18 protein-coding genes are annotated in these 23293 nt (G+C 74.5%); 11 read left to right on the top strand and 7 right to left on the bottom strand.

All coding sequences use genetic code 11. From position 1 onward, the window contains the following. Positions 1 to 119 precede the first annotated feature (119 nt). Positions 120 to 983, bottom strand: coding sequence for an NAD(P)H-hydrate dehydratase (locus tag ACIBPB_RS23250; RefSeq protein WP_357322870.1), 864 nt, complete (start codon positions 981 to 983; stop codon positions 120 to 122). Continuing rightward, positions 967 to 1698 (bottom strand): histidine phosphatase family protein, encoded by a 732-nt coding sequence (locus ACIBPB_RS23245; RefSeq protein WP_396841596.1) that lies wholly within the window; start codon positions 1696 to 1698, stop codon positions 967 to 969. The genes ACIBPB_RS23250 and ACIBPB_RS23245 overlap by 17 nt, the downstream gene beginning before the upstream one ends. 212 nt (positions 1699 to 1910) lie before the next feature. On the opposite strand from ACIBPB_RS23245, the gene ACIBPB_RS23240 reads away from it, so the two are divergent. Continuing rightward, positions 1911 to 2237: a hypothetical protein gene (locus tag ACIBPB_RS23240; protein ID WP_396841595.1), complete on the top strand. Its 327-nt coding sequence runs from the start codon at positions 1911 to 1913 to the stop codon at positions 2235 to 2237. A 44-nt stretch (positions 2238 to 2281) separates the two neighbouring features. Continuing rightward, complete coding sequence (locus ACIBPB_RS23235; protein ID WP_396841594.1) at positions 2282 to 3256, top strand: DNA polymerase domain-containing protein; 975 nt, start codon at positions 2282 to 2284, stop codon at positions 3254 to 3256. 6 nt (positions 3257 to 3262) lie between these two features. On the opposite strand, the gene ACIBPB_RS23230 is transcribed toward ACIBPB_RS23235, so the two are convergent. Further along, the gene (locus ACIBPB_RS23230) at positions 3263 to 3769 is read right to left on the bottom strand and encodes an Lrp/AsnC family transcriptional regulator (protein WP_396841593.1); all 507 of its coding nucleotides are present in this window, start codon (positions 3767 to 3769) and stop codon (positions 3263 to 3265) included. 72 nt (positions 3770 to 3841) lie between these two features. On the opposite strand from ACIBPB_RS23230, the gene pdhA reads away from it, so the two are divergent. From pdhA to ACIBPB_RS23200, 6 genes are all read left to right on the top strand, one after another. Further along, positions 3842 to 5047, top strand: coding sequence for a pyruvate dehydrogenase (acetyl-transferring) E1 component subunit alpha (gene pdhA, locus ACIBPB_RS23225; RefSeq protein WP_396841800.1), 1206 nt, complete (start codon positions 3842 to 3844; stop codon positions 5045 to 5047). Further along, positions 5047 to 6051 (top strand): alpha-ketoacid dehydrogenase subunit beta, encoded by a 1005-nt coding sequence (locus ACIBPB_RS23220; protein WP_357322886.1) that lies wholly within the window; start codon positions 5047 to 5049, stop codon positions 6049 to 6051. The genes pdhA and ACIBPB_RS23220 overlap by 1 nt, the downstream gene beginning before the upstream one ends. Beyond that, complete coding sequence (locus tag ACIBPB_RS23215; RefSeq protein WP_396841592.1) at positions 6036 to 7508, top strand: dihydrolipoamide acetyltransferase family protein; 1473 nt, start codon at positions 6036 to 6038, stop codon at positions 7506 to 7508. The genes ACIBPB_RS23220 and ACIBPB_RS23215 overlap by 16 nt, the downstream gene beginning before the upstream one ends. 257 nt (positions 7509 to 7765) lie before the next feature. Next, on the top strand, positions 7766 to 8674 hold the full coding sequence (locus ACIBPB_RS23210; RefSeq protein WP_396841591.1) for a hypothetical protein: 909 nt from the start codon (positions 7766 to 7768) through the stop codon (positions 8672 to 8674). Continuing rightward, positions 8671 to 9768, top strand: coding sequence for a hypothetical protein (locus tag ACIBPB_RS23205; RefSeq protein WP_396841590.1), 1098 nt, complete (start codon positions 8671 to 8673; stop codon positions 9766 to 9768). Before ACIBPB_RS23210 ends, ACIBPB_RS23205 begins: the two co-directional genes overlap by 4 nt. Beyond that, positions 9758 to 12112, top strand: a complete 2355-nt coding sequence (locus tag ACIBPB_RS23200) for a hypothetical protein (protein ID WP_396841589.1) — start codon at positions 9758 to 9760, stop codon at positions 12110 to 12112. The genes ACIBPB_RS23205 and ACIBPB_RS23200 overlap by 11 nt, the downstream gene beginning before the upstream one ends. A 34-nt stretch (positions 12113 to 12146) precedes the next feature. On the opposite strand, the gene ACIBPB_RS23195 is transcribed toward ACIBPB_RS23200, so the two are convergent. From ACIBPB_RS23195 to ACIBPB_RS23180, 4 genes are all read right to left on the bottom strand, one after another. Continuing rightward, positions 12147 to 13406, bottom strand: coding sequence for a hypothetical protein (locus ACIBPB_RS23195; protein WP_396841588.1), 1260 nt, complete (start codon positions 13404 to 13406; stop codon positions 12147 to 12149). 88 nt (positions 13407 to 13494) lie between these two features. Then, positions 13495 to 14523, bottom strand: a complete 1029-nt coding sequence (locus tag ACIBPB_RS23190) for a hypothetical protein (RefSeq protein ID WP_396841587.1) — start codon at positions 14521 to 14523, stop codon at positions 13495 to 13497. 34 nt (positions 14524 to 14557) lie between these two features. Beyond that, entirely contained in the window at positions 14558 to 18496 is a 3939-nt protein-coding gene (gene fxsT, locus ACIBPB_RS23185; protein ID WP_396841586.1) for an FxSxx-COOH system tetratricopeptide repeat protein, read from the bottom strand. A gap of 86 nt (positions 18497 to 18582) precedes the next feature. Continuing rightward, positions 18583 to 18765 carry a hypothetical protein gene (locus ACIBPB_RS23180; RefSeq protein ID WP_396841585.1) on the bottom strand — a complete coding sequence of 61 codons (183 nt, stop codon included), beginning with the start codon at positions 18763 to 18765 and terminating at the stop codon, positions 18583 to 18585. 459 nt (positions 18766 to 19224) lie between these two features. On the opposite strand from ACIBPB_RS23180, the gene ACIBPB_RS23175 reads away from it, so the two are divergent. The 3 genes from ACIBPB_RS23175 to ACIBPB_RS23165 all read left to right on the top strand — a co-directional run bounded on the left by ACIBPB_RS23175 (position 19225) and on the right by ACIBPB_RS23165 (position 23262). Then, positions 19225 to 20430 (top strand): FxsB family cyclophane-forming radical SAM/SPASM peptide maturase, encoded by a 1206-nt coding sequence (locus ACIBPB_RS23175; RefSeq protein ID WP_396841584.1) that lies wholly within the window; start codon positions 19225 to 19227, stop codon positions 20428 to 20430. Further along, positions 20427 to 21761, top strand: coding sequence for an aKG-HExxH-type peptide beta-hydroxylase (locus ACIBPB_RS23170; protein ID WP_396841583.1), 1335 nt, complete (start codon positions 20427 to 20429; stop codon positions 21759 to 21761). Before ACIBPB_RS23175 ends, ACIBPB_RS23170 begins: the two co-directional genes overlap by 4 nt. A 217-nt stretch (positions 21762 to 21978) precedes the next feature. Continuing rightward, positions 21979 to 23262 carry an Ig-like domain-containing protein gene (locus tag ACIBPB_RS23165; protein WP_396841582.1) on the top strand — a complete coding sequence of 428 codons (1284 nt, stop codon included), beginning with the start codon at positions 21979 to 21981 and terminating at the stop codon, positions 23260 to 23262. The last annotated feature ends 31 nt before the right edge of the window (positions 23263 to 23293 follow it).

Genomic DNA, 23293 nt, shown 5'->3' with positions numbered 1-23293 from the left:
GGGCCCACTGCCTGGTGGGCAGCGGGCCGGCGGAGCACAAGCAGGTCGCTTGCTCTCGGGCAATCAGCGTAGGGAGCGGGTGTGTTGTTACACACACCCGAACGGGCAGACCATAACCGTCAGACGGTGGCCAGCGTGTAGGGGATCTCGTCGAGCAGCTCACGGGCCAGAAAGCCGATCCGCCCGTACCGGGGCACCAGGCGTTGCCCGCTCACCGCGTGCGCGAACGCGGCCCAGCAGGCGGCCTGCGCCGGCTCCGCGCCGCGGGAGAGCAGCCCGGCCAGCAGGCCGGCACGCACGTCACCGCTGCCGGAGGTGCCGAGGCCGGCGTCGCCGCTCTCCTCCCGCCAGCCCTGCCCGTCCGGGGTGGCGATGTGGCCGTAGAGCGAGACCACCGCGTCGTACCGGCGGGCCACCTCGGCCGCGGCCGCGTCCAGGTCGTCGCCGGGCTCGTCGCCGAGCAGGTGACGCGCCTCGGTGAGGTTCGGGGTGAGCACCACCCGGCGGCCGGAGCCGACCAGCAGGTCCGGCTCGTGGCTGAGCGCGCCGAGGGCGTACGCGTCGAGCACCAGCGACGTCTCCGGCCGGGCCGCGCCGAGGACCAGGTGCAGCAGGCCGCCGGTGGCGTCGATGTCCTTGAGTCCGGGCCCGACGGTCACCACGTCCGCCTCGGCGACCAGCCCGTCGAGCAGGTCGCCCGGGTCACCGCGCACCGCGCCGTCGCCGGTCTCGGGCAGGCCGACGACGAGCGCCTCGGGCACCTGGATGCTCAGCGCGGCGGCAGTGGACTCGGCCGCGGCCAGTTGCAGCACCCCCGCACCGGCGCGCAGCGCGGCGACCCCGGCCAGCAGCACCGCGCCGGGGGTGAACCGGGAGCCGCCCACCACCAGCACGGTGCCGCGGGCCTCCTTCCCGCCGGTCGGCACGGGCAGCGTCCAGTCCCGCAGCAGCGCGGGCGTGATCACCTCAGACCGGTTCGGCATGGACCTCGTCCTCCCTGGTCGGCCGCGCGCCCTGCTGGTGCAGGTGGGCCACGTCGTTGAACACCGCCGGGACCAGCCGGCCGGCCCGGTCGGCGGACCAGCCGGTGACCGAGCAGTTGGCGATGACGTGCTCCCGGGTGAGCGCCATCAGCTCGGCCTCGGTCAGCCCTTCGACGAGGTAGCGGAGCAGGAAGACCAGCGCGTCGTGCCCGAAGAGCAGCACCCGGCCGCCCGCGTGGTCACGGCGCAGGTCGCCGAGGAGCGCGCGTAGCCGCAGCGCCACGTCGGTCCACGACTCGCCGCCGGGCGGGCGGTAGTAGAACTTGCCGAGCCGGGCGCGGCGCCGCGCCTCCTCCGGGTACCGGTGCCCGACGCCGTGCCCGGTGAGCCCGTCGAGGATGCCCAGCTCCCGGTCGCGCAGCCGCTCGTCCCGGCTCACCGGCACGTCCGTGCCGTGCAGGGCCAGCTCGGCGGTCCGCACCGCCCGCAGGTACGGCGACACCACCGCCACGTCCGGGCGGCGGTCGGCGGGCAGCCCGGCCAGCCAGCGGCCGGTGGCCCGGGCCTGCTCCTCGCCGGTGGGGGAGAGCGGCACGTCCGCGTCCCGGTGGGTGAGGTCGATCAGCTCGGCGCCGGAGGCCTCGGCCGCGGTGGCCGCGACGTTCGCGGTGCTCTCCCCGTGCCGGATGATCCAGAGCCCTGCCAGTTCCGCCATGCGGGCTGCGGTACCCCCGGCCCACGCCGGGTAACCGTGCCGGCGGCCACCGTGCCGCGCCCGGGTCGGGACGCGGCCCGGGCCGGCCGGCGCGGGTCGGGCGGGCCCGGTCGGGCTGCGGCCCTGGGGGCGGCTCGCGCGGGACGCCGCCGGTCGCATCGACGTGCGAAACTACCGATCAGGCAGGGACGGGTCGGTCGGGGGCGGCACGGATGACGGTGATCAGGGGTCTGCGCGAGGCACTGGTGCTCTTCGTCGTCGCCGTGGCGCTGGTGGCGGCGATCGTCGGGGTGTGGGTCGCGGTCGACGGCGGGGACTTCGGGCACCGGCTCGGCGTGGCCTGCATGGTGGTCGGCGCGCTGATCGGGATGACCGGCGACCTGACGTTGAGCCGGATCGAGACGATGCCGGCCCGCAGCGTGTTCGGGCTGGCGCCGGAGCGGGAGGGGGCCGGCGACGGGCGGGTGCTCACCGGGGCCGGGATCTTCCTCTTCGTCGGGGTGCCGCTGATCGGCCTCGGGGCGCTGCTGGTCGCCTGACGACCTCCCCGCGCGCGGGCCCCCGGCGTCGTACGGTGTGAGGCGTGGCGACCACGGCGGCCGAGGAGATCCGGGTGGGGGAGCGGCTGGTCCGCGTCTCCAGCCCCGACAAGCCCTACTTTCCGGAACGCGGGCTGACCAAGCTGGACGTGGTCCGCTACTTCCTGGCCGTCGGCGACGGCATCCTGCGCGCCCTGCGGGACCGGCCGACCATGCTGGAGCGCTGGCCGCGCGGGGTCTTCGAGGGCGCCAAGGTCGCCACCCGGCAGACCAACAAGGGCGACGCGTTCTACCAGAAGCGCCTGCCGGCGGGCGCGCCCGACTGGGTACGCACGGCGCACATCACCTTCCCGAGCGGCCGGACCGCCGACGAGGTGGCCCCGAGCGAGCTGGCCGTGGTGATCTGGGCGGCCAACCTGGGCACCCTGCGGTTCCACCCGTGGCCGGTGTCGAAGACCGACGTGGAGCACCCCGACCAGCTCCGCATCGACCTCGACCCGATGCCGGGCGTCGACTTCGCCCAGGTGGTGCCGGTGGCCCACGAGGTGCGGGCGTTCCTCGACGAGCTGGGGCTGGTGGGCTACCCGAAGACCACCGGCGGGCGGGGCATCCACGTCTACCTCTCGATCGAGCCGCGATGGAGCTTCGGGGAGTGCCGGCGGGCGGTGCTGGCGCTGGGGCGGGAGGTGCAGCGCCGGCTGCCCGACCTGGTCACCACCACCTGGTGGCGCGACCAGCGGGACCGGCCGGTCTTCGTCGACTACAACCAGATGGCCCGGGACCACACGGTCACCTCGGCGTACTCGATCCGGCCCACCCCGCGCGCGCTGGTCTCCGCCCCGCTGGACTGGGCCGAGCTGGACGACGCCCGGCCGGAGGACTTCGACGTGCTGAGCCTGCCGGCCCGGTTCGCCGAGCGGGGTGACCCGCACGCCGGCCTGGACGACCGCCGGTTCTCCCTGGAGCCGCTGCTGGAGCTGGCCGACCAGGAGGGCCTGGAGGCCCCGCCGGAGCGCTGAGCGCCGTCACTGCCAGGGGCTCTGCGTCCCGTCGTACTCCTCGAAGACCAGCCAGGTCCGGGTCGACAGCACCCCGGCGATGCTCTGCACCCGGTCCAGCACCACGTCCCGCAGGGTGGCGTTGTCCGGCGCCCGGACCAGGGCCAGCACGTCGTGCTCGCCGCTGAGCAGGGCGACGTGCTCGATGTAGCGCACCTGGGCCAGCTCGGCCGACACCTCGCGCCAGGTGTTCTGCTCGATGGTCAGCGCGATGTACGCCGAGGTGCCCAGCCCGGCCGGCTCCGGCGCCACCAGCGCCCGGAACCCGGCGATCACCCCGTCCCGCAGCAGCCGTTCCACCCGGGCGTACGCGTTGGTGCGCGAGACGTGCACCCGTTCGGCCAGCGTGCGGATGGAGAGCCGGCCGTCGCGGACGAGTTCGTGCAGGATCCGCCGGTCGACCTCGTCCAGCGGCCCGGCCGAACGTCCCGTTCCGGCCGCCGCGCCCGGTGTGGTGCCGGTCTCCTGGCTCATGACGACCTCATCTCACTGCCATTCGTCCCGCGTTCATCCCGGATGTTGAGTCAATCATCCAACAGCAGGAGCATAGGGCCACCACACGTCCAGGAGGTCCCCGCCGTGACGACCACACCCCAGGCGGTCCGCAGGGCATCCCCCCGCACCCGCCGGCCGGCCACCCCGGCCGCCCCCGATCCGTCGGCCGGCCTGCTGCCGCACACCGAGCCGGTCCGCCTGCTCGACCCGGACGGCACCCCGCTGCCGGCCCGGGACGACTACCCGGAGCCGCCCGTCGAGGCGCTGCGGGAGATGTACCGGCGGATGGTCGTCGGCCGCCGCTTCGACGTGCAGGCCACCGCGCTGACCAAGCAGGGCCGGCTCGCCGTCTATCCGTCCTCCCGGGGCCAGGAGGCCTGCCAGGTCGGCGGTGTCCTCGCGCTGCGCGACACCGACTGGGTCTTCCCCACCTACCGCGAGTCGATGGCGCTGACCGCCCGCGGCATCGACCCGGTCGAGGTGCTCACCCTGCTGCGCGGCGACTGGCACTGCGGGTACGACCCGGCCGCCGCGCACACCGCACCGCAGTGCACCCCGCTGGCGACCCAGTGCGTGCACGCCGCCGGCCTGGCGTACGGGGAGTCCTACCAGGGGCGCGACACCGTGGCGCTGGCCTTCATCGGCGACGGCGCGACCAGCGAGGGCGACTTCCACGAGGGGGTCAACTTCGCCGCCGTGTTCAAGGCCCCGGTGGTCTACTTCGTGCAGAACAACAAGTACGCGATCAGCGTGCCGCTGTCCCGGCAGACCGCCGCGCCGAGCCTGGCCTACAAGGGCGTCGGCTACGGCGTGCCCAGCGAGCAGGTCGACGGCAACGACCCGGTGGCCGTGCTCGCCGTGCTGAACCGCGCCGTGGCGCACGCCCGCGCCGGCAAGGGGCCGTTCCTGGTCGAGGCGCACACCTACCGGATGGAACCGCACACCAACGCCGACGACCAGACCCGCTACCGGGACGCCGAGGAGGTCGAGGCGTGGCGGGACCGCGACCCGATCGCCCGGCTGGAGGCGTACCTGCGCAACCGGGGCGCGCTGGACGACGCCGCCGTCGCGGCGATCGCCGAGGAGGCCGAGGCGTATGCCGCCGCGCTGCGCGACCGGATGAACGCCCACCCCGAGGTGGACCCGCTCAGCCTCTTCGACCACGTGTACGCCGAGCCGACCCCGCAACTGGTCGAGCAGCGCGAGCAGGTCCGCGCCGAACTGGCCGCGGCCCGCGACGAGGAGGGGGACGCCTGATGGCCACCATGACCATGGCGAAGGCGCTCAACGCCGCGCTCGCCGACGCGATGCTCGACGACGAGCGGGTGGTCGTCTTCGGTGAGGACGTCGGCCAGCTCGGCGGCGTCTTCCGGATCACCGACGGGCTGCAGGCCCGGTTCGGCGACAAGCGCTGCTTCGACACCCCGCTCGCCGAGGCCGGCATCGTCGGCTTCGCCGTCGGCCTGGCCATGTCCGGGCTGCGGCCGGTGGTCGAGATGCAGTTCGACGCCTTCGCGTACCCGGCGTTCGAGCAGATCGCCTCGCACGTGGCGAAGCTGCGCAACCGCACCCGGGGCGCGTTGAGCGTGCCGATCGTCATCCGGGTCCCGTACGCCGGCGGCATCGGCGGGGTCGAGCACCACTGCGACTCGTCCGAGGCGTACTACGCGCACACCCCGGGCCTGAAGGTGGTCACCCCGGCCACCGTCGAGGACGCGTACTCGCTGCTGCGCGAGGCGATCGACGACCCGGACCCGGTCGTGTTCATGGAGCCCAAGAAGCTCTACTTCGCCAGCGCCGAGGCGGAGCTGCCGGCCCGGACCGCGCCGTTCGGCACGGCGGTCGTCCGCCGGCCCGGCACCGACGCCACCCTCGTCGCGTACGGGCCGGCCGTGCCGGTGGCGCTGGAGGCCGCCGAGGCGGCCCGCGAGGAGGGCTGGGACCTGGAGGTGGTCGACGTGCGCAGCATCGTGCCGTTCGACGACGCCACGGTCACCGCCTCGGTGCGCAGGACCGGCCGCTGCGTGGTGATCCAGGAGGCGCAGGGCTTCGCCGGGGTCGGCGCGGAGATCGCCGCCCGGGTGCAGGAGCGCTGCTTCCACGCCCTGCACGCCCCGGTGCTGCGGGTGTCCGGGCTGGACATCCCCTACCCGGCGCCGATGCTGGAGCACACCCACCTGCCGTCGGTGGACCGGGTGCTGGACACCGTGGCCCGGCTGCAGTGGGACGACCAGCCCGACGAGCGGTGGGTGGCGGCATGAGCGAACGCACGCACGGCATGACCACCTCCGTCGGCACCCGGGACTTCCTGCTGCCCGACCTCGGGGAAGGGCTGAGCGAGGCGGAGATCGTCGAGTGGCGGGTCGCCGTCGGCGACGTGGTGACCGTGGACCAGACCGTCGTCGAGGTGGAGACCGCCAAGGCCGTGGTCGACGTGCCCTGCCCGTACGCCGGCCGGGTCGTCGCCCTGCACGGCGCGGCGGGTGAGGTCCGCCCGGTCGGCCAGCCGCTGATCACCATCGCACCGCTCGACGGCGAGGCCGGGGACGATCCGCACGCCACCTACCGCGAGGAGGAGCGGGCCGGCTCCGGCAACGTCCTGATCGGGTACGGCACCGGCCACGGCGGCTCCGGACGGCGGCGACGCCGCCCGCGGCTGGCGCTGGCGCCCGAGCCCGGCGCCGGCACGGCGGCCGGCGGCACCCGAGAGCAGCCGGCGCCGGCCGGCGTGGCCGCCCCGACCGCCGCGGCGGCCGACCGGCGGGACGCCACGGGCCGGCCGGCGGCGGGCGACGGCGGAGTGCCGGCTCAGGCCGGGCCGGCCGGGGCCGCGCTGGTCATCTCCCCGATCGTCCGGCGGCTCGCCCGGGAGCGCGGCGTCGACCTGGCGTCGCTGCGCGGCACCGGCCCGGGTGGAGTGATCCGCCGCGCCGACGTCGAGGCCGCGCTCGTCGCGCCGGCCGCGAGGCTGGCGGCCGTGCCGGACGCGCCCCCGGCGCACGTCGGGCTCGCCCCGGCCGCCGACGGGGACGTGGTCATCCCGCTCACCGGCATCCGCAAGGTGATCGCCGACAAGCTCTCCCGCAGCCGGCGGGAAATCCCCGAGGTGACCATCTGGGTCGACGTGGACGCGACCGGGCTGCTGGCCACCCGGGCCGCGATCAACGCCGCCACCCCGGACGCGCCGGTCAGCATCCTGGCCCTGCTGGCCCGGATCTGCCTCAGCGGGCTGCGGAGGTATCCGCAGCTCAACGCCCACGTCGACACCGAGGGCCAGCGCATCGTCCAGTCGGCCGGTGTGCACCTGGGCATCGCCGCGCAGACCGACCGGGGGCTGGTCGTCCCGGTGCTCCGCGACGCCCAGCGGCTGACCACCCGGGAGCTGGCCGCCGCCCTGGCCGAGACCACCGCCGCGGCCCGGGCCGGCACCCTGCCCCCGGCCCGGCTGACCGGCGGCACCTTCACCTTGAACAACTACGGGGTGTTCGGCGTGGACGGCTCGACCCCGATCATCAACCACCCCGAGGCGGCGCTGCTCGGGGTCGGGCGCATCGTGGACAAGCCGTGGGTGGTCGACGGGCAGTTGGCGGTCCGCAAGGTCACCCAGCTCAGCCTCACCTTCGACCACCGGGTCTGCGACGGTGGGGTGGCCGGCGGGTTCCTCCGCCACGTGGCGGACTGCGTCGAGCAGCCCGCCCTGCTGGTGGCGAACGTCTGACCCGGGACGGCGCCCGCGGTGGTACGCCACCGCGGGCCGCCGTCCCCGGCCGCCCGCTCCTTCCCGCAATTTTCGTGAATTCGCGGCGAAATGCGAATCACAGCGGCCCGAATGTCGTGCGGAATGGCGGTCGCAATACCACTCAATGCCCCCGACCGGTAGCACACTGTGGACAATTTCCGGGGTACGGCAGCGTCGGAAGTTATGCCGATGGCCGGGACACCAGTGCGGGCGCACTCTCGATAGAGTCCAGGGCTATGCGGGTCAGCGCACTCCGTCGATGGATGATGCCGTCGCTGTGTGGCCCGCTGCTGTTCCTCACCCTGTTCGCCCTGGCCGCCTGCGGAAAGGACGAGCCGGCCGACAGGGCGGCCGCCGAGGCGTTGCTCTGCCTGTCGCCCGCCGAGCGACCGGCGGTGGCGCGGGCCGCCGTGCTGCTCCGGCTCGCCACCGCCGCACCCGCCGCCGACCAGGTCCACGACGACGGTCGGGACTGGCCGCTGGAGGAGTGGCGCGGGCGGCACCGGGAGGACTTCGCCCGCGCCTGCGGTGTCGCGGTCGCCGCCGCCCAGCTCGACGAGGGCGGCACCGGCGCCGGTTCCGCCGGGTCGACCTGGAAGGTGCTCTGGCCACTGCTGGTCGGCGCGGCGCTGACCTTGCTGACCACCACCGCCACCACCGGCTGGCGGGAGTGGATGACCGAGGTACGCAAGCACTCCGCCGCGCTGCGCACCGACGCCCGGGCGTTCGTCACCGCCGTCCTCGGGTTCATGGACGCGGCGACCGACGCCAGCCGGCCGGTGCCCCGCGGGGAGACGCTGGACGACCTGCGCACCCGGTTGCAGCTCACCCTGGCGGAGACGCCCCGCCCGGACCGGCACCCCGAGGTGGGGCGGATGCTCGCCGAGCTGGACGACGGAGCGCTCGGGTCCGCGCTGACGACCGGCTGGTCGACGCCGGAGGTGCGCCGCCCGCAGGGCGAGCGGGCCGTGCGGGTGCGCTCCGCCCTCGACGACCTGCGCGCCGGCGTGCGGACAGTCGCCGAGGCCCGGGAACGACCGATCCGCGCGGCCCTGCTGTCCCGGCGCCGCCGCCGGCATCCCACCCCGACCCCCGCTGTCGCGGCCGCCGACCCGCCCACCGAGTCCCCACGGAGCATGGCATGAGTCCGAACGGCGAGCCGGCACGGAACCCGTTCGACATCAAGGAACTGGGGCCGGCGGCGGAGGGCGCGCTGCAACCGTGGGGTTATCCCGAGCACGAGCACCTCTACCTGGGGGTGGACCAGACCCAGCAGGCCTACGATCGGTTCGTCGAGTTCCTGCCGCCGATGCGCAAGGACGGCAAGCAGCCCGGCCGGCTGGTGGTGGTGACGGGCGAGCGCGGCTCGGGCAAGACCTCACTGATCCACCGGTGTGTCCACCACCTCCAGCAGGCGCTCGCCGACACCGCCCTGAAGATCGTCGACCTGACCCGGTACGAGCCGTTCACCCCGCCGGCGCCCGATGGCCGTTCGGAGCTGTGGGGCTACTTCGACCGGCTCGCCCACCGGGTACTCACCGACGTGCACCTCGAGGACGCCAACTATCCCGAGCCGGGGACCGCGCCCGCGCCCTCGGCGTACCGGACGCTCAGCAGCCAGCTGCGCTCCCGCGGCGAGTTCGCCGCGATCATCCTGCCGGCCTTCCTCGACCAGGTGAACAGCCCGGGCCAGGAGGGGGACTTCGCCCCGGTCCACCCGGTCCACCACTACATGGGCTTCCGCGTCGAGCGGGTCTTCTTCTTCCTGGAGAGCCGCAACCCGGACGCGGTCCGGGCCTGGCACCGGCAGCTGGACGGGAACGGAAAGGCCGAGGCGATCGTGCTCAGTCTCGGCCCCCTCAAGGCCAACGACGGCTGGACCTACGCCAGCGGCCGGCTGGCCCGTAATCCCGACCTGGGCTGGCCGAAGGTCGACAAACAAATGATGGAAAAGCTCGTTCCGGCCGACCCCGGCTTAACGCTGAGCGCACTGCGTGAGTTGTGTCACGATGTGTGGACGCGGGCGATTGCCGACGGCGACGCCACCATCACCGACGAGCACATCAGCACATTCTACGAGCGCCGGGAGGAGTCCTTCGAGGAGCGTCGCCCGTACCTGCCGGACGACCCCCCGGTCACGGAGGGCCCGGCGGCTCCGCGCACAGGAGGACCACCGGAGGCGCCGCAGCGACCAGCGACCGACGAGGACGAGTCAGGGGATCAGACCGATGCCAAGTGACCAGGCAGTGCGGCCGACCCCGGACGGTGCCGGTCGACCCGGGCGCACGCTCTTTCCGGCGGACGGTGTCAACCCCTACCTGCCGACCCCGGTGGCCCGGGTCGGCGACAGCGCGACCAGCGTGGTCACCGTGGCCACCACGGCAGTGGTCCGCGCCAGGGCGGCGCTGGACGAGTACCTGCGCGCGCCGCACACCCCCGAGCAGCCCCGCAAGGGCCGGGTCCTGACGCTCGTGGGGGACTTCGGCACCGGCAAGACGCACCTGACGGCCGCCCTGCGCCGTCGGGTCCTGGAGTCGGCCCCGGCCGCCGACCCGGTCTATCTCGACGCTCCGAACGGGACCTTCGTCGACCTCTACCGGCGATTCATCGCGCAGGTGAAACGCCCGCGGGTGATGGACCTGCTCAGCGACTACTACGCCGAGGTGGTCGCCGACGAGCTGGAGGCGACGCCGTATGCCGCCCGGACCGCCACGCGGCTGCGGCAGGGGGAGATCGACCCGGTCGCGGTGGTCGCCCGGCTGCACCTGCCCGACCGGCTGCTGCTGCAACGGTTGCAGGCCACCCTGATCAGGGTCACCCGGGACAACGACCTCGGTACGGCCTTCACCCTGCTGCTCCAGCCCGAGGTGCAGACACTGGTCTGGGACTGGCTGACCGGCAACCCGCCCCGGGACTTCCTCCAGGAGCGGGGGATCTTCCGCACCATCGCCACCGACGGCGCCGCGCTGGACGCGATGGCCGCGTTCGGGCGGCTGCACCGGGACCGGGGCCGTCCCGCGGTGCTGATGATCGACGAGTTCGACCGGGTGTTGTCGGCGGTGGACAGCCGCAGCGACTTCGCCGACCGGATGGGGCCGTTCAAACGGATGCTGGAGGCGGTCGGCGAGTCCGGGGCCTTCGTGGTGCTCGCCGGCATGCCCGAGATAGTCAAGATCCCCGACGAGAGCACCCGGCAGCGGCTGGGCGAGATCGTCGAGCTCACCCCGATGACCGTCGCGGAGGTCCAGGAGTTCATCCGGTCGTCGCACCGGGCCATCCGGGGTGACGACGCGCTGGAGCCGTTCACCCAGCAGGCGGTGGAAACCCTGGTCGCCCTGACCAAGGGCGTACCCCGACAGTTCATCACCCTCTGCCACTACCTCTACGGCTGGGCGCAGGGGACGCAGGAACTGATCAGCCCGGAGGTGGTGCGGCAGGTCAGCGGCGTCCACTTCGACCTCGCCAGCGTGCTCGACGTCCGCCGGGAGGTCTACCAAGTCCTCACCAAGGTGGGGATCCGGGTCTCGCGCGGACACCTGCGGGAGCCCGGCGGGGAGGCGCCGGTCGACTACTGGGTCTCCGACTCCCAGGGGGAGTACCGCTGCGCCATCCTGCTCACCGGCGGGGTGGTGTCCCCGGCCGACGTCACGGAGGTCCGGCAACGCGCCGCCCGGGCCCGCGCGGAGGCCGGTTCGGTGGAGGTCGTCCTGGTGGTGGTCGGCTACCTGACCGAGGCGTTCGCCGCCCAACTCGTGCCGATCCTCAAGCCCAACGACCCGATCGTCTACGGCCGCGAGTCCTTCCCGGAGACCCTCCAGTCGGTGGTCACCGGCGTGCTGCGGCGCCACCGGGAGACGGTCACCGCCAACCCGCTCGAGGTGATCATCGACGGGGTGGAACGGATCAGCCGGCAACAGTCCACCACCCAGGAGCTGATCGAGTACGTGGCGCAGCACCTGGCCGGGATCGGCGAGACCACCGAGCGGCAACTGACCGAGATCCGCCGCGAGGTGGCCAGCACCACCCGGGGCGGCGACCCCCCGGCCTCGGCCCGCTCCGCCGCCACCCCGACGCTGGCCGCCGTCGACGAGCTCTTCCAGGACGCGTTACGACTGCTGAGCTCCATCGACCGGATGGAGGACGACCTGAGCGCGGTGTTCGTCGAGACGCCGGGCCGCCCGGCGAACGCCGGGGTGCGCGCCGTGCAGGCGCGGCTCAGACAGCAGGAGGGGTTCAGCCCGCTGGGCACCGCGGTCTTCCTCGGCAAGCTCGTGCAGGCTTTCCAGTACGCCTTCCTGGACTGGTACGACGCCTCCGAACTGCGCGCCGGCGGCCAGCCGAGCCCGGCCGAGCGGGACCGGCTGGATCGGATCTGCACCCGCTACGAGGCGCTCTACCACGACATCCCGCTGGACGAGCTGAAGAAACTGGTCGAGTCCAGCGCCCGCGACCCGGAGCACGAGGGCGTCGTCTCCCGGCTGGCCGGCCCGACGATCCGGCTCGACGACATCCGGCGTACCTTCGCCGAACTGGGTGTCCGGGTGGGACGCGCGGTGGACGGTTCGGCGGGCCGGCCCGGCTGACCCGGCGGATTCGCGCGGCGCGGGGGTCTGCGGCTCAGCGCAGTTCCCGCTCGACCGCCGGGGCAGCGGCGGTGGGGTCCGCTCCGGCCTGCACCGGCGGTACCGGAGGCACGGGGGGACCGGGGCGGGCGGCGGCCGGGCCCGCCGGCGGCGACTTCGGCCGCCAGCCGTTCTCCAGCACGCCGTTGGTGGCGGCGTGCAGCACCGCGACCACCAGGATGGCCGGCGCCACCACCCCCACCGTGCCGGGCACGCTCGGCTCCAGCAGGAGGGCGAGGATGATCGCGGTGATCCCGTTCTGCTGCCCGAGCGCCAGGTAGGCCCGGTCGCGCCGGCTGATCCGGGCCGGGATGACCACGCCGACCACGACCTGGGCGGCGAAGGCGGCCAGCCCCAGCACCAGGCCGGCCCACGGATCGACCCCCTGGGCCAGGGCCAGTCCCAACAGGAAGCACGCGGCCAGGAAGGCGCCCTGGGTCACCCCGCCGAGCAGCCGGCCCAGCGGCGGCCGGAAGAAGAGCCCCAGCAGGGCGACGCCGAGGGCCAGGGAGTAGACGACGGCGACCGCGAGCAGCGCCAGCAGGACCGCCGTCTCGACGACGGCCGGGCGGACCGCGCCCCCCGGCCGCCGCCGCGCCCGTCCGCCCGGCAGCCGCCGCAGCGCCCCCCACGCCAGCAGGCCGAGCGCGCCCAGCGCGAGGTTCTGGGCGATGCCGGCACCGATCGAACCGGCGGCGGGACCGACGGTCGCCAGCCGGCCGGTGCCGCCGGAGCCGAGCTGGAGCAGCCAGGCGGCGCCGTAGACGGTCAGCACCACGGTGATCGGGTCGTCGAACGACGCCCAGGCCGCCAGGAGCGCCTTGGCCCGCGCCGACATCCGGGACCCGGCGGTCATGGCCGCGACCGCCAGCGGGTCGATCTGGGCCACCGCGAGCCCGAGCACGGCGTAGCGGGGCTCCCGGAAGACGAGGTACATGGTGCCGGCGATCAGCGCGGCCTTGGCCAGCACCCCGACGGTCACGGCGAGCAGCACGGTGCCGGTGCCGCCCCGCAGCTCCTCGCGGGAGATGCCGTGGGTGCTGCTGTAGAGGCCGACGACCAGCAGCGCCCCGGCCACGGCGAGGTAGCCGACGGAGTTCTCCCGGACCTGCACCCCGGACACGGCCGCCAGCAGCCAGCCGGCACCGGCGGTGCCCCCGATCAGCAGGAGCCGGAGCAGACCCGGGTCGTCGCCGCGCCGGGCGGCCCCGGCTGCCCGGTGGCCCCGTCGGAGGAGCCGACCGATCATGCGCACCGCCCCGTCCTCGATGTTCGCCCGGTCCCACCGGCGCTACCCGGCCGGCGGCCGGCCGCCGCCCCGGTCGGTGACCCCGCCCGCGTCGTCACGGCCAGGCCGCCAGTACGGCGTCGAGTTGGCGTTCGGCCGAGCTGACCTGCGGCTGGTGCAGCGTCAGGCCGACAATATATCGGGAATCGTCGATCATGCGGTAGTAGAGAGCACCGTTCTCGACGTCCAGCACGACGCGGCGGAGCGGGCCGCCGATCGGGACCCGCGCGGTCCGGCCGAGTTCCCGCACGTAGTCCGGCAGTTCGACAGCCACCTGGGTGTAACGGGCCCGGCGCGCACCGGCGCTGGCCCACCGGGGCGCGGTGAACCGCCCGTCCCGCAGCACATCCACGCAGAACACCGGGCGGCCGTTCTCGACCAGGGTGACCAGGTGCAGGTCGTGCGGTCGCACCGCCGCCCGGCAGATCGCCACGGCCGGGTGGTCCTCGCGTCCGGTGACGGTGAGCGAGGTCGCCGGGCCGTCCTGCTCCGGGACACCGCCGAGCGAGGACCGCCGCTGCTGCGCCGCCCGGAGGATGCCGGAGAGGCCCTCGGTGCGCCAGCCACCGAGGTCGTACCGCCGGGCGTGGATCTCTTCGCGGTAGCGCTCCACCGCGTCGGAGAGCGTCGTGTCCACCCGGGTGACCAGCTCGCCGCGTTCCGCCGGGTCGTCTGGCAGGTGCAGCACCGCGCCGAAGAGGTAGCTGCCCGGGATGATCTGGTCGCAGTAGGCGACCCCCCGCTCGGTCTGGAGGACGAGCCGGATCAGCGCGCCGGTGCCGAGGCCGGCCAGCCAGTCGTGCAGCGGGTGGTCCATCTGGAAACTGGCCCGGCGGGCCAGCCGGTGGCACGCCTCGCGGGTGCCCTCGGCGCCGTCGCCGGCGAACCGGTCCTCGTGGTGGTCGCACCGGCCGTCGGTGCACCAGGAGACGTACGCCAGGTCGGCTTCGGCGCGCAGCAGCTCCGCGACCCGCTGCTGCCGGTCGGTGCCGGCGTCCGCCGCACCGCCGGCCACGGCACTGGCCACGGCGGGGCCGGGATCGGGCTGGTCCGCCGGGGGCGGTCGCTCTTTGTCGGCGTTCACCGGTGCAGCCTCCTTCGGTGGGTGGGGCGGGCGGTCACATCTGCGGTGCGTCGACGGCGATGCCCTCAAACCACGACAGGTCGGCCGCGGAGGAGTCGAGCAGCCGGAGGTTGCCCTGCGCGGTCACGGTGTACGGGTGCTCCGGGCCCAGGTCCTCCACACACCACTGGGCGGTCTCCCGGCCGAGCTCGCGCGCCCGCCCGCTGTCGCCGAGGGACGCCAGGTGGGCGGCCTGGTTCACCATCGCGGCCAGCACCCACGGGTGGGTCGGGCCGGACAGCGTCGCGCGTAACCCGTGCCACGCCCGTTCCCCCTGGTTCCGGGCCTCCTCGGGGTCGCCGGCGCGGCGCAGGAACAGTGCCAGGTTCATCCGGCAGAGCTCGGTGAACGGATGGTCCGGCCCGAACGCGGTCGACGTGAGGTAGCGGGCGAGCACGTCCCGGGCGATGCGGACAGCCTCGTGCGGGGTGCCGGTCCGGTGGTGGTCCGCGGCCAGGGCCATCCGGCAGCCCCAGGTGTCCGGGTGCTCCCGGCCGAGCAGCCGGTCGAAGGCCCGGACCAGGTCGGCGTTGCTGGCAATGGCCTCCCGCGGGCTGCCGGCGACGCGCAGGGTCACCGCGAGACTGCGCGCCACCCGCAGCGCCACCCGGTGCTCCCGCCACCGCCCGTCGAGGGCCCGGTCGACCCAGCCGTACGCCAGCCGCAGCGTCTCCAGCGCCGCCTCCACGCTGCCGACCTCGCGCTGGTAGGTGCCGAGGCTCTCGGCGGTCCACCAGGTCCTCGGGTTGGCGTCGCCGAGCAGCCGCAGGCGCCGGGCCAGGAGATCGGACTGGATGAGCATCGCGGTGTGCGGGTAGCCGTCCAGGTAGGACGAGAGCGCCAGGTTGTGCCCGGCCATCAGGGTGTGCGCGTGGTCGCCGCCGAGGATCCGGTCGAACCCGTGGTACGCGATGCTGTCGTACTGCTCGGCCTCGTCGTAGCGGCCGAGCGCGCGCAGGTCACCGGCGAGCCCTCGGGTGGTGACCAGCGTGCGCAGGTGGTCCACCCCCTGCGCGTCGGCCTGCTGCAACCGCACGGTGTCGTCGACCGACCGGGCCCCGGTGTAGTCACCCTCGGCCCGCAGGATGTTGGCCCGTTCCACCTCCAACCAGAGCAGCGTCGGATCGTCGGGCGGGACGACCGTCCGCCACCGGGTCAGCGCCTCGTCGGCGATCCGCAGCGCCGCCTTGGCGATGGTCCCGACCTGTTGCAACTGCATGAACCGCACCTGCCGGGCCACCCACCGGCGCACCTCCACGTCGGTGGCGGCCACCGCTCCGCTGGGCTCGAGATGGTGCCGCAGCTCCTCCAGGCGTTCCCGGTGCTCCTGGTCCTCGTCCTCGAGGATGCCGGGGGCGAACCGGGCCAGGGCGAGCTGTACCTGGCGCTGGCGGGTCTCGCGTTCGGCGTCGGGCATGCTCCGCCCGATCACGTGCTGCAACGGGGGGCTGAGCCGGAGCAGGCCGCGCGGTCCCCAGGTGAGGTCGAAGACGCCGTACCGCACCCCGGTCCAGAGCACCCGGTCGAACTCGATGGGGTCGGCCAGCAGCGGGGCGGCGTCCGCCCCGGCGGCCTCGACCAGCGCCGCCACCATCGGGCTGCTGCGTAACAGCTTTAGGCTGATCCGGTCGCCGGAGAGGTGGACGCAGAGTTCGGCCAGCCGGGCGGTCAGACCACCGACCGGGATGTGGTCGAGGGTGGTGGCGACCACCTCCCACAGCCGCCACAACCCGCCCCGGCGCTGCCCCGCGCCGGCCGGCTCGGTGATCCGCTCCAGCAGCAGGTGGGCCATGGCGGCGATGGTGGCGGTGGGCTCCGCGGGCGCCTGGCGGCTGACCAGGTGGACCTGCTCGCGCAGCCAGGCGCCGGCCAGCCGCAGCGGCAGCGGGAAGTGGTCGACGGCGGCGGCGATGGCGCGGGCGTGCGGGACCGCCAGGTCCGGTGCGAACTCGTGCAGGAGGGAGACGGCCTCGTCCGGGCTGAGCCGGCCGACCACGACCTCGCTGTCGGTCGACGCCAGGACGCCGGGCCGGGCGACCAGCACCACGTGCCCGCCCGGGCCGGCCGGCACCAGGTCGTCGAGCTGATCGAGGTCGCGGACGTCGTCGTAGACGAGCAGGTACGGACGGCCGAACGCCGGCCGGCCGAGCAGCTCGACCACCTCGCGGGCGCCGAGGCGCTTCTCCTCCTCGGCGGCCGCCCCGCCACGGGCCGGTGGCAGCCGACCGTCGATCAGCCCCTCCCGGCGTAACGCCTCACCGAGGCGGCGCAGGGCCCGGCCCGCCGACTCCCGGCTCTCGGCCGGGACCCACCAGACCACGTCGTAGTCGCCACCGAAGCGGACGGCGAACTCCCGGGCCAGCGCGGCCTTGCCGATGCTCACCGGCCCGGTCAGGGCTGCCGGCGCCTCGGGGTGGGCGAGGAGCACGTCACGCAGGCGCTCCAGGGTGGCCCCCCGGCCGCCGAACCCGGTGACCCGGGCCGGCAGGTCGACCACCCGCGGGACCGCCGGGACGCCCGCGCCGCCGGGGAAGCGGGGACGGAACCGGTCGGTGGCGGCGTCGGACCGGGTACGCATCCCGAGGTGGGTGAGGAGGCGGCCCCGCGCGTCCGCCTCGTCGGCGTCGGTGAGGTCGACCACGTAGAGGTTCCCTGCCCGGGCGCCGTAGTCGCCGTCGTCGACCTGGAGTTGCAGGATGCTCGGCCGGCACGACCGCGGCGACGCGTCGGCTCCGGCCCCCGGCCCCGATCCGGCCGCGGCGGGTCCGGCCTCGCCGTCCGCGACCGCCGGGCGCTCCGGCGCCCCGACCGGCCCGGCCCCGGCGTCGGGCAGCGGGCAGAGCAGTGCCTCGACCCGCGCCTCGCGCAGGGGGCGGTGGCCGACGACGACGACCTGGTCGGCGTCGGTGAGGTCGCCCGGCTCGTCCGGCAGGTCCCGGGTACGGGCCCCGGCGCGGCCCAGCGCCTCGCGCAACCAGTCCGCCCAGCGGCGGTCGGCCGGATCGTAGGCGAGGTGGACGGCCCCGATGCTCTCCTCACCGGAGACGTCCGCGAAGTCGGTGCGGTACCAGTGCAGCACGCCGGGGTCCACCGCCGGCGGGACCACCGGCGGTTCCCCGCCGACCAGCTCGACCACCCGGAGCAGCCCGTCCCGCACCGCGCCCTCGTCCAGCAGGATCGCCAGGTGCTCGTGGTACGCGTGCTGCGGGATCTCCACCACCGTCGGGGCCGTACGGCCGGCCGCGCCCGACTCGTCGAGGCGGGCGAAGGCGTCGTGGATCGTCGTCACGTGCCGGCTCGCCTCCGGCTGGTCGTGGGCGATCTGGGTGGCCACCGCCACCAGCCGCAGCTCCGCCGGGCCGTCGCTGCACAACCGCCCGACCACCCGGGTGGCCTCCCGGACCGACTGGGGGGCCGGCCGGAAGCAGACCACCACCACGTCGCAGAGGTACGCGAGACCGACCCGGCTCAGCGCCGGGGACTGGGCCGGGCAGTCCAGCAGCACGTGGTCGTACCCGGTCGCCGCGAGCTGCTTGCGCAGCCGGTCGCCGGTCACCGCGTTGCCGAGCAGGTCGGTGAACCTCGACTGGTCGTCCAGCCCGGCGGTGACCACGTCCACGTGCCCGCCGTCGGCCTGGCGGGGGGTGACGTACCGGTCGACCTCGGGCGAGCTGCCGGGCCGGTGCACCAGGTCGATGGCCGCCTCCAGCGCGGCGTCGGGCTCCAACCGGGCGACCCGTGGCGGGAAGTGCGCCGGTACCGAGGGCCGGTTCGTCGCCCAGTCCAGGACGAGCACCCGGCGACCCGCGGCGGCCAGCGCCCAGGCGGCGTTCGCGACCGTGCTGGTCTGCCCGGACCGGCCGCCGGGGGAGCTGAACCCGACGATCCGGGGGTGCGGGATCGGTGCGGTGTCCACCCGCGTCGCTGCGGTCATCGCCGCTCCAAGTCTGTCGATCGGGGAGGGGGCAGAGCTGTCGTCCGGCCGGTGGGGGGGGAGCCGGGGCCGGCGCCGGACGGGAATCAGTTGTCCGGACTGAGTGCGCTCATGAATCCGAGATACGAATCGGGTTGGTCGGCGAGTTCGTCGCCCAGGCGGCGCAGCGCCATCTCGAACACGGTCGCCGGTAATTCCGGGATCGCGCGCAGATCGATCCCGGTCAGGTCGATGACCATCGTCTCCCGGTCGGTGTGGTCCTGGCTCATTCGCCTGTGCACCATCCGTTTCCACGTCCGCCAGTGCCGGACCCGACCACGACCGTTCGGTCGACGCCGGAAAGGCGCCCGTCGGGGTTGATTCCATTCAAGGGCACCCCGGCGGGGAACGTCCATCCACCTCACCGTCCTACCGCCACTGTCGGGGGTGCGATACCGCGCCACCGAGGCCGCCCGGTCGGCGTACCGAGGTGCCGGACCGACACCGGATCCGCCGGTCAGGCGGCAGTTTGCCGAACGCGGAATGCGGATCGGGAAAGGCGCACCCGCTGGCCGCGGCGCGGCCCGCGCCGAACTTCAGTCGGATTCGCGACTTCCCGTCGCGGCGGGCGGTGCCGGCGGTCCGGCAATTGCCGGGACCCCGCCGCAACGACGATGGACTACCCTCGATGGCAGGTAGGCCACTGTCCGAAACCCGACCGCCACGCCAGAGCAGCCAAGGGAGCCTCCTTGACCGATCCGCTCCGGCCCGCCCTGACCGATCCCCCTCCCGCCGCCGCGGCGTCGCCCGGATCCGTCCCGCTGCGGCAGTTCATTCTCAAGGTGCACGGCCGCTGCGATCTGGCCTGCGACTACTGCTACCTCTACCGGTTGGGCGAGCAGCGCTGGCGGGACCGGCCACCGGTGATGTCCCGGCACGTCGTCGACCGGACCGCGGACCGGATCGCCGAGCACGCCGAGCGGCACGGGCTGTCCGCACTCGAGCTGGTGCTGCACGGCGGTGAGCCACTGCTGGCCGGCGCCGACCGGCTGGCCTACACGGTCCGGCGGGTGCGGGCCGCGGTCGGCCCCGACGTCACGGTCCGGGTGGCCATCCAGACCAACGGCGTACGTCTGGACCGGCGCTTCCTGGACCTCTTCCGGCAGCTCGACGTCGGGGTGGGGGTGAGCGTCGACGGGGGACGCGAGCTGCACGACCGGCACCGCCGCGACCATCGGGGGCGGGGCTCCTACCGGGCGGTGAGCCGGGCCCTGGCCCTGCTGGCCGAGCCCCGGTACCGCCGGCAGTACCTGGGCCTGCTCTGCACCGTCGACCTCGACAACGACCCGGTACGGGTCTACGAGGAGCTGCTGGCGTTCCGGCCGCCAGCGATCGACCTGCTGCTGCCGCACGGCAGCTGGTCCGGCCCGCCGCCCGGCCGCGATCCCCGGTCCGCCGACGCCCCGTACGGCCGCTGGCTGGTCGCGGTCTTCGACCGGTGGTACGACGCACCGGCTCGGGAGACCGGCATCCGGCTGTTCGAGGAGGTCATCCGGGTGCTGTTCGGCCGGGCCTCCCGGCTGGAGGGGATCGGGTCCGGCCCGGCGGCCTCGATCGTGGTGGAGACGGACGGCGCCATCGTGGAGTCCGACCACCTCGTCGCGGTCTCCGGGCAGGGCGCCACCGGACTCACCGTCAGCACCGACGGTTTCGACGCGGCGCTGCGGCTGCCGCTGGCCCGGGCCCGGCGCGGCGGCCTCGACAGCCTCTCCCCGGCCTGCCGGTCCTGTCCGGTGCTGGAGGTCTGCGGCGGCGGCCTCTTCTCGCACCGCTACCGCGCGGGCGTCGGCTTCCGCAACCCCTCGGTGTACTGCCGGGACCTGCGCCACCTGATCGACCACGTGCACCACCGCCTCATCGGGGACGTCCGCAGGCTGGCCGGGTCGGCGGCATGACCGCGGCCGGCCCCGCCCGGGCCCACCGGCTGCCCGAGGAGGCGCTGCGGGCCCTGGCGGGCGGGGGCGGCGGCCCCGAGGCGGTCCGTGCGCTGGCCGCGATCCGGTACAGCCGGGACCGGCTGCTCGCCACCGCCCTGGTCGAACTCGCCCGCCGGTCCGGGCACCCGCAGGCCGGGGCGGCCCGGCAGGCGTACCGGGCGCTCGCCGAGATCGAGCGCGTGGCCCCCGAGGCGGTCCGGCGGGTGCTGTCGTACCCCGTGGTGGGGAACTGGCTGGCCGCCACGGTGCGGGCGCTGCTGCGGCCGACCGGGGCGCCGGTCGCGCCGTCGGCGCTCGGTCAGGTCGCGGCGGCGGCCGCCGTCCGGGCCGGGGTGACCACGCGGGTGCCCGCCGCCGGTCCGCTTCTCGTCCTGCCCTCGCTGGGGCAGGTCTGGCTGCCGGGGGACGAGCCCGTCGTCGAGGTGCGGGCGGGACCGGACGGCCCGGTCCTGCGCCGGGACGGCCACCGCGTGCCGCTGACCCGGGCCGGCGACCCACCGGACGACCCGCGGCGCCCGTGGAACCCGCTGCACCGGATCTCCACCGGGTCGGCGCCGCTGCGGCTCGCCGTCACCCTCGACGGGCCGGGGTGGCGGTTGGCGACCGGTGACGGGCCGGATCCCCGGCTGCTGCCGCAGCTGGGACCGGCCGAACACCGCCGGTGGCGGCGGCGGTGTTCGGCCGGGTGGGCCCTGCTCAGCCGGCACCACCAGGCCGTGGCCGGTGAGGTGGCCGCGGCAGTCCGCGTACTCGCCCCGCTGCGCGGCGCCCCGGACGGGCTGGTCAGCGGCACCTTCCGGGACGCCTTCGGAGCAGTGGCGATGTCCCTGCCGCCGGACGCCACCGCGCTGGCGGTGACCCTCGCCCACGAGGTGCAGCACGCCAAGATGGCCGCCCTGATGAGCGCCTTCCGGCTCACCGAGCCGGGCCGGGACGACCGCTTCTACGCGCCCTGGCGGGACGATCCCCGGCCGCTCGGCGCGCTGCTGCACGGCACCTACGCACACCTCGGGGTGGCTGCGTTCTGGCGGCGGCAGCGCCGGGTGGAGGAGCACCCCGACGCGGCGTTCGCCGCGCAGGTCGCCTTCGCCCGCTGGCGGGCGGCGGCATGGGAGGCCACCGAGGCGCTGGCCCGCACCGGCCGGCTCACCGAGGCCGGGGAGTTGGTGCTCGACGGGATGCGCGGCACGCTGCAAGAGTTCCTCGCCGAGCCGGTGCCGGCCGCGGCCCGGCGCCGGGCCGACGCCCTCGCCGCCGGCCACCGGCGGCGCTCCGGCACCGCCGGCTGAGCACACCCGTCGCCCCGGCGGGTCGGGCGGAAACCGGTCGTGCCGCCCATCGGGAGCAGCCGTGACGGACCTCCCGTTTCTCGGCCGGCAATTCCGATTCGGTACGCCGGAGCCGAGATCGAAGTCGACTGCGGCGGGCAGTTCCGCCGAATATGCCACGGCTCCCCGGCGGCCATAGACAATGTGGGCAAGGGGGAGTGGAAATGGGGTGCGGAATATGGATGTGAGGCGCCGATTTGCGCTTCTGGCGGTAACCATCGCGGCCACACCGCTGGTCGTCGTCGGGTGCACGGCCGACCAGAAGTCCGCGGTGCACGGCGGGCATGCCAGGGCGGCGTCCACGCCGTCGCTGGCGGTGAGCCCGGCTGATCGGACGAAGAACGTGCCGATCAGCGCCGAGGTGGGGACCACGGTCCGGGACGGAAAGATCACCGCGGTCAAACTGACCGACGACAAGGGGCGGGCGGTGCCCGCCGAGCCCCGCGAGGACGGGACGAGCTGGGTGCCGAGCCGCCCGCTGGAGAATTCGCGGACGTACACGGCGGAGGTGACCGCGACCGGCGATTCCGGGCGGACGACCACGCAGAAGACGACGTTCACGACAATGCCGAAACGCACCACCCGGCAGGCCGTCACCAGCGAATTGCTGTTCACCAGCAATCAGACATACGGTACGGCGATGCCGGTGGTCGTCACATTCGATCCGCCCATTCCGGAAGAGGCCAGGGCGGACGTGCAGCGCCGGTTGTTCGTGAAGACCGACCCGCCGCAGCCGGGCGCCTGGTCGTGGGAGTCCGACGGCAAGCAGGTCGAGTACCGGGCGCCGGACCACTGGAGGTCGGGCACGAAGATCAGTGTGCGGAGCGCGCTGGAGGGGCTGCCGATCGGCAAGGACGCCATCGGCGACACCGACCACTCCGCGGCCTCGAAGATCGGCCGGCAGGTCAGCCTCGACATCGACAACGCCACCAAGCAGATGTCCGTGTTCCAGGACGGCAAGCTGCTGCGCAAGATCCCGGTCAGCCTCGGCAAGCCGAGCACGCCGAGTTCCAGCGGGACCATGGTGATCATGGAGAAGTTCGACCGGACCACCTTCGACACCCGGGGCGAGCCGAACGGCGGCTACGTGGTCGACGTGGACGACGCGCAGCGGCTCACCTGGGGCGGTGAGTTCATCCACTCCGCGCCGTGGTCCGAGGGCGAACAGGGCTACAGCAACACGTCGCACGGGTGCGCCAACGTGTCGGCCACCGCGGCCGACTGGCTGATGGGCATCACGCAGGTCGGCGACCAGGTGACCGTCAAGGGCACCGAGGTGAAGCTCGACCAGGGCAACGGCTTCACCGCCTGGAACGTCGGCTGGGACGAGTTCATCAAGGGCAGCGCGTTGCCGGTGCCGGCCGGGCTGCGGCCCACGCCCAGCGCCACGACGCACCCGGGCGCGGTGGCCGGCGGCTCGTCGCCCGCCCCGGCCCCGTCGAAGAGCATCGCCGGCGGCTGACGACCGGGGAGGAACGGCCAGGGGCCGGCCC

The sequence above is a fragment of the Micromonospora sp. NPDC049836 genome, assembly GCF_044465125.1.
GTDB lineage: Bacteria > Actinomycetota > Actinomycetes > Mycobacteriales > Micromonosporaceae > Micromonospora.
Note: the sequence above shows the minus strand (reverse complement) of the source record. Positions and strands in the feature narration are given on the sequence as shown.